The organism is Streptomyces sp. 13-12-16 (genome assembly GCF_002114215.1).
In the GTDB taxonomy this organism is placed as follows: domain Bacteria; phylum Actinomycetota; class Actinomycetes; order Streptomycetales; family Streptomycetaceae; genus Streptomyces.
The window spans coordinates 1-5,848 of the sequence record NZ_NCTE01000110.1; the positions used below are offsets into that span (position 1 = coordinate 1).

Sequence of the window (5,848 nt, forward strand, 5' to 3'; positions counted from 1 at the left end):
GACGTGCCGGGTGCCGGTGCGGCGAAGACCACCGCCCTCGCGGACTCGGACGAGGGGGACCCCGAGGCGGGTTCGTCCGCGGATGGTGCCGGGAAGCCGGTCGCGGGAGCCCCGGGTGCGGTCGACGACGCCTCCGCCGAGGACGGCGAGGACGAGCCCGGGGACGGCGAGGACGACCGGCACGGTGAGGCCGGGTCCGGGGACGGCGAGGACGACCGGCACGGTGAGGCCGGGTCCGAGGACGGCGAGGACGAGTCCCAGGACGACGAGGACGAGTCCCGGGACGGCGAGGACGACCGGCGGGGTGAGGGCGGGTCCGGGGACGGGCCGGCGGTGGCTGACGCCGCCGGGACCGGTGCCGCGGACGAGGACGGGCGGCCGAAGGCCAAGGGGCCCGTCGATCAGCCCACCGCCGTGTTCCGGACCGGACGGCCCTCCGCGCCCGCCGTCGACCAGCCCACCACCATGCTCAAGCTGGGCGACGTGCCCCGCCAGGCCGACACCGAGGCCGAGCGGACCAGCAAGTTCGTCGCGCTCAAGCGGGACGAGGACCTCGGCGGACACAAGCCGCCCGCCGCTCCCGCCGCCTCTGCCGGAGCCACCTCCGCCCTCCCGCAGGTCGGCCCCGAGCGGACCACTCAGCAGCCGCTGCCGCCCAAGCCGCCGCTGGACCTGCTGGCCGAGCTGACCAACACCCCGCCGCCGCCGCAGACCCCGCTGCGGACGGCCGTGCGGCGGGTCAAGATCTGGGCGCCGCTGGTCGCACTCCTCGTGATCGTCTTTGCGATCGTGCAGGCCGTTCGCCCGCTGCCGGCTCCCACCCTCGTGCTCACCGCGGAGGAGACCCACACCTTCGACGGTGGCCAGGTGAAGCTGCCCTGGCCGGACGAGGGCCAGGGCTGGATGAGCGGCGACGGCATCGGCACGATGGACCACTTCGGTGGGCAGGAGCCGGTCGCCATCGGCTCGGTCGCCAAGACCATGACGGCGTACATCATCCTGCGCGAGCACCCGCTGAAGCCCGGTGAGGAAGGCCCGAAGATCGAGGTCGACGCGAAGGCGGAGGAGGAGGGCGGCTACTACAAGGACGGCGAGTCCACGCTCCACACCGTCAAGGCCGGCGACTTCCTCACCGAGAAGCAGGCGCTGTCGGCCGTCATGATCCCCTCCGCGAACAACATCGCGCGTCTGCTGGCCCGCTGGGACGCGGGCTCCGAGGAGGCGTTCATCAAGAAGATGAACGACACCGCCAAGGAGCTCGGGATGACCAACACGACGTACACCGACCCCTCGGGACTCAAGGAGACCACCGTCTCCACCGCCGAGGACCAGACGAAGCTCGGCATCGCGGCCATGAGGATCCCGGCCATGGTGGCCATCACCAGCGCGGCCAGCTGGACGGACCCGACCGGGAAGTACTGGAGCAACTACAACGAGCTGCCCTACACCATGGGCGCGATCGGCATCAAGACCGGCTCCACCACCAAGGCCGGCGGCAACCTGCTCTTCGCCGCCCGCAAGGAGGTGGACGGTCAGCCGGTCATCGTCGTCGGCGCGATCCTCGGCCAGCACAAGGGCCCGTCGATCCTGGGGACGGTCAACGAGGTCAGCAAGCCCGCGCTGCGCGCCGCCCAGGAGGCGCTGACCTCGACGAAGATCCTGAAGAAGGGCGACGTCGTCGGGTACGTGGACGACGGTCTCGGCGGCCGTACGTCCGTCGCCGTCACCGAGGACGTCAAGGCGGTCGGCTGGGCGGGCCTGTCGGTGAAGCTGACGTTCGTCGCGAAGGAGCTGCCGCACACGGCGAAGGCCGGCACGAAGGTGGGCGAGCTCACCGTCGGCGACGGATCGGGCGGCACCGTCAAGGTGCCGGTCGCCCTGCAGGAAGACCTCGTGGAGCCCGGCTTCACGAGCAAGGTGACGCGTCTCTCCTGACCCGGGGACGTACGAGGCAGGCGGCCGTCGCCCACCCGGGCGACGGCCGCCTGGCTGCGTGCTAGCGTCACGAAACGGGCAGGGAACGGGCAAGGAACGGGACACGGGGAGTGCCTTCAGGTGGCCACAGCGGAGCCGACACGCGCCGACGACGCCGATCCGGACCCGGAATCCGGCCCGCGAATACCGCCGACCGGGGCACAACGGACACCCGGGGGCACTGACGACACCCCCGGCGCCTCCGGCGCTCCCGGTACTCCCGACGCGTTCATGTCCGCCGTCCTCGCCGTGCGCGCCCGCATGCTGCGGCATCCGGTGCTGTTCGTCACCGCGCTCGCCGGACTGCTGCACGTCGTCTGGTTCTTCACCTCCGCGAACAGCGGCGGCGATCTCGCCGCGCAGGACGCGTGGGCCGAGTTCGTCGGCCGGCACCCGGACTCCGCGTACAACCTCGCCTGGTACGGCGGTATGCACCCGGTGTCGTACAGCGTGGTGTCGCCGTACCTGATGTCGGTCCTCGGGGTGCGGACCACGATGATGATCGCGGGCACCGTGTCGGCGGGGCTGCTGACACTGGTGCTGATGCGCGGCCGGGCGGTGCGCAACCCCCTGTGGGCCGCGCTCGCGGGCGTGTTCGCGCTGCTGTGCAACGCGGCCTCGGGGCGGGTGACGTTCGGGCTCGGCACGATGTTCGCGCTCGGCGCGGTCGCCGTCGTCTTCTGCTGGCCCCACCGGTGGCGCTACAAGCGCTGGGCGAAGGCCCTGTGCGCGGCCCCGCTGGCGGCGCTGGCGACGATGGCCTCGCCGGTCGCGGGACTGTTCGTGGGCCTGGTGGCGGTGGCGCTGTTCCTGCAGAAGCGCCGGCCGGGGGCGTGGGCGCTGGGTCTCGCGCCCACCGCGGTGGTGGCGGTGTCGGCCTGGCTGTTCCCGTTCTCGGGGACCCAGCCGATGGGCATCGGCTCGGTGGTCCTGCCGCTGCTGTACTCGGTCCTGGTGTACGTCCTGGTCCCCGCGGAGTGGAAGACCGTACGGATCACGGCCGCGGTGTACGGGCTGGGGATCGTGCTGGTCTGGCTGATCAGTTCGCAGATCGGGTCGAACATGACCCGGCTGGCGATGCTGTTCGGCGGGGTGGCGCTGGTGGCGGCGCTGCCGTTCGCGGTGCCGAAGTCCCTCAAGTGGTACGCGATCGTCGTCGCCTTCGTCGGCTTCACCGGCTGGATCGGCTTCAAGTCGGTCGACGACGTCGTGCACACCACGCCGCGGGCGTCCTGGGCGCGCGAGCTGGCGCCGCTGGTGAACGAGCTCCAGGAGGTCGGTGCCTGGCGGGGCCGGGTGGAGGTCGTCCCGGCCCGCTCGCACCGCGAGGCGTCCGCCCTCGCCCCGTACGTCAATCTGGCCCGGGGCTGGAACCGGCAGGCAGACATGGAGCGCAACCCGCTCTTCTACGACGACACCCTCAACTCGGCGAACTACCGCGAGTGGCTGAAGCGCTGGGGCGTGCGCTTCGTGGTGCTGCCGAAGGACGAGCCGGACGGTGACGGCGGCCAGCGGGAGCGGGAGCTGGTGCAGCGCGGGCTGCCGTACCTGAAGCAGATCTGGGGCGACGCGAACTGGCAGCTCTTCGCGGTGGACGAGCCGACGCCGCTGGCGGAGCCGAACACGGTCGTGGAGCGGGCCGAGCAGGGCGAGTGGACGCTGCGGGTGGAGAAGGCGGGCCGGATCCTGATCCGGGTCCCGTACTCGCCGTGGCTGGGCCTCGTCGACTCCGAGGGCAAGGCGCTGGACCCTCCCCAGGAGACGGAGGAGTCCGAGGACCGCCCGGAGGGCGAGCCGAGGACGTACGAGAACGTCCACGGCTGCCTGATGGAGACGGAGGAGGACGAGAACGGCGACACGTGGACGACGCTGCTCGCACCCCAGCCGGGGACGTACCGTCTGGGGGCTCCGTACAAGTGGGGGGAGCGGGGCACGCCCTGCCCGGACGAGCTGCGCTGATCCCGGAGTTCCCGCCCTTCCGGCCTCAGTCCCCGCCCCCTCGACTTCGTTCATGCTTGTGAACAGAGGTCAGCTAGTCGAACATTTTTACCCGCTCTTGACCTGACGGTTTCTTGTCGTGCCCTTGCCACCCCGCCCACGATGAGCGGGCACTTCGCGGCCTTCCTCGTCCCTACCCCGCTCAGGCGAAGTGCCAACCAGCTGAGTGGAGTTCACAAGGCGGACCCTGGAAGGGGGGACATGAACAGTCTCGACTGGGCGGTGCTCATCGGCTACTTCGCCGTGATGGTCGGCATCGGCATCTGGTCCCACAAGCGCGTGGACAACGTCAGCGACTTCTTCACGGCCGGTGGCAAGATGCCCTGGTGGCTCTCCGGCATCTCCCACCACATGTCGGGGTACAGCGCGGTGATGTTCACCGGCTACGCCGGCATCGCCTACACCTACGGCGTCACGTCCTTCGTCACCTGGTCGTTCCCCATCGCCTTCGGCATCGCCATCGGTTCGAAGCTGTTCGCCCCGCGGATCAACCGGCTGCGCTCCCGGCTCCACGTGGCCTCACCGCTGGAGTACCTGAAGAACCGCTACGACCTGAAGACGCAGCAGGCGCTGGCCTGGTCCGGCATGCTGCTGAAGATCGTGGACGTGGGCGCGAAGTGGGCGGCCATCGCCACCCTGCTGTCGGTGTTCACCGGCGTCTCGCTCAACCAGGGCATCCTCATCACCGGCGTCGTCACGGCGATCTACTGCACCATCGGCGGCCTGTGGGCGGACGCGCTGACCGAACTCGGCCAGTTCATCATCCAGCTCCTCGCCGGCATCGCGATGTTCGTCGCGGTGGTGGCCGAGCTCGGCGACCACGGAGGCTTCTTCGGGGCGTGGGACGAGCCGGAGCTCCAGGGACACGGGGAGCCGCTGGTCGGACCGTACGGCACGATCTTCCTGCTGGCGTTCCTGTTCATCAAGCTGTTCGAGTACAACGGCGGCATGCTCAACCAGGCCCAGCGCTACATGGCCACCCCCAACGCCCGCGAGGCGGAGCGCTCGGCGCGGCTGTCGGCGGTGCTGTGGCTGGTCTGGCCGGTGATCCTGTTCTTCCCGATGTGGATGTCGCCGCTGCTGGTGGAGTCCCAGAAGGCGGACGGCTCCGACTCCTACGCCCTGATGACCGAGCAGCTGCTGCCGCACGGCCTGCTGGGCCTGGTCATCGTCGGCTTCTTCTCCCACACGATGGCCATGTGCTCCTCGGACGCCAACGCCATCGCGGCCGTCTTCACCCGCGACGTGGCGCCGGTGCTGTCGGAGCGGGCGCGGCTGTGGGGCGACCGGTCGGGCCTGATCGCGGCCCGCGTGACGACGGTGGTCTTCCTCGGCCTGTCCATGGCGGTCGCGACGCAGGTCAACTCGCCGACCTTCAAGGACATCATCACGGTCGTCATCAAGTGGGTGGCCGGACTGATGGGCCCGATCGCCATCCCGATGATGCTGGGCCTGCTGCGGCCGTTCCGCCGCTCCGGTCCGACGGCGGCGCTCACCAGCTGGGCCCTGGGCCTGCTGGCCTTCTGGCTGGTGAACTACCCGATCCACTGGGCCGTCGACGGCGGGGTGCCGCTGGAGTACCAGGTCTCCATCCCGCTGGCGGTCTCGCTGGTCCTGTACGTCCTGATCGGCTACGTGAAGCCGGAGGACACCCCGGAGCGGATGGCCATCATCGAGCGCGTCAACACGGACGACGACTCGGGTGCGTCGGCAGCGGTGCCGTCCCCCGCGCCGGTGCGGGAAGAGGCGTAGTTTCTCGCCCCCGCCGGCCCGTGCAGTGCGGGGCCCTGGGTCATCTCCATCGCGAAGTCGTCGGCGAGCTCCAGGATCGTGGGACGGCCCTCCAGCTCGGCCAGCCAGGCCGGCGGGAGGGCCG

General features: G+C 70.6%; 3 protein-coding genes and 1 pseudogene. 3 read left to right on the forward strand and 1 reads right to left on the reverse strand.

The genetic code is table 11. The annotated features are described in order from the left end of the window. Nucleotides 1-3 precede the first annotated feature (3 nt). The 3 genes from B7767_RS05285 to B7767_RS05295 all read left to right on the forward strand — a co-directional run bounded on the left by B7767_RS05285 (nt 4) and on the right by B7767_RS05295 (nt 5,724). A complete protein-coding gene (locus B7767_RS05285; protein ID WP_085571091.1) occupies nt 4-1,935 on the forward strand; it encodes a D-alanyl-D-alanine carboxypeptidase family protein in 1,932 nt (643 codons plus the stop codon). Nucleotides 1,936-2,055: 120 nt separating this feature from the next. Continuing rightward, complete coding sequence (locus B7767_RS05290) at nt 2,056-3,933, forward strand: MFS transporter (RefSeq protein ID WP_085571089.1); 1,878 nt, start codon at nt 2,056-2,058, stop codon at nt 3,931-3,933. 240 nt (nt 3,934-4,173) lie between these two features. Then, nucleotides 4,174-5,724, forward strand: a complete 1,551-nt coding sequence (locus B7767_RS05295) for a sodium:solute symporter family protein (RefSeq protein ID WP_085571090.1) — start codon at nt 4,174-4,176, stop codon at nt 5,722-5,724. 5 nt (nt 5,725-5,729) lie between these two features. On the opposite strand, the pseudogene B7767_RS49245 reads toward B7767_RS05295, so the two are convergent. Further along, nucleotides 5,730-5,848 (reverse strand): annotated as a pseudogene (locus B7767_RS49245) (ADP-ribosylglycohydrolase family protein); the annotation flags it as partial.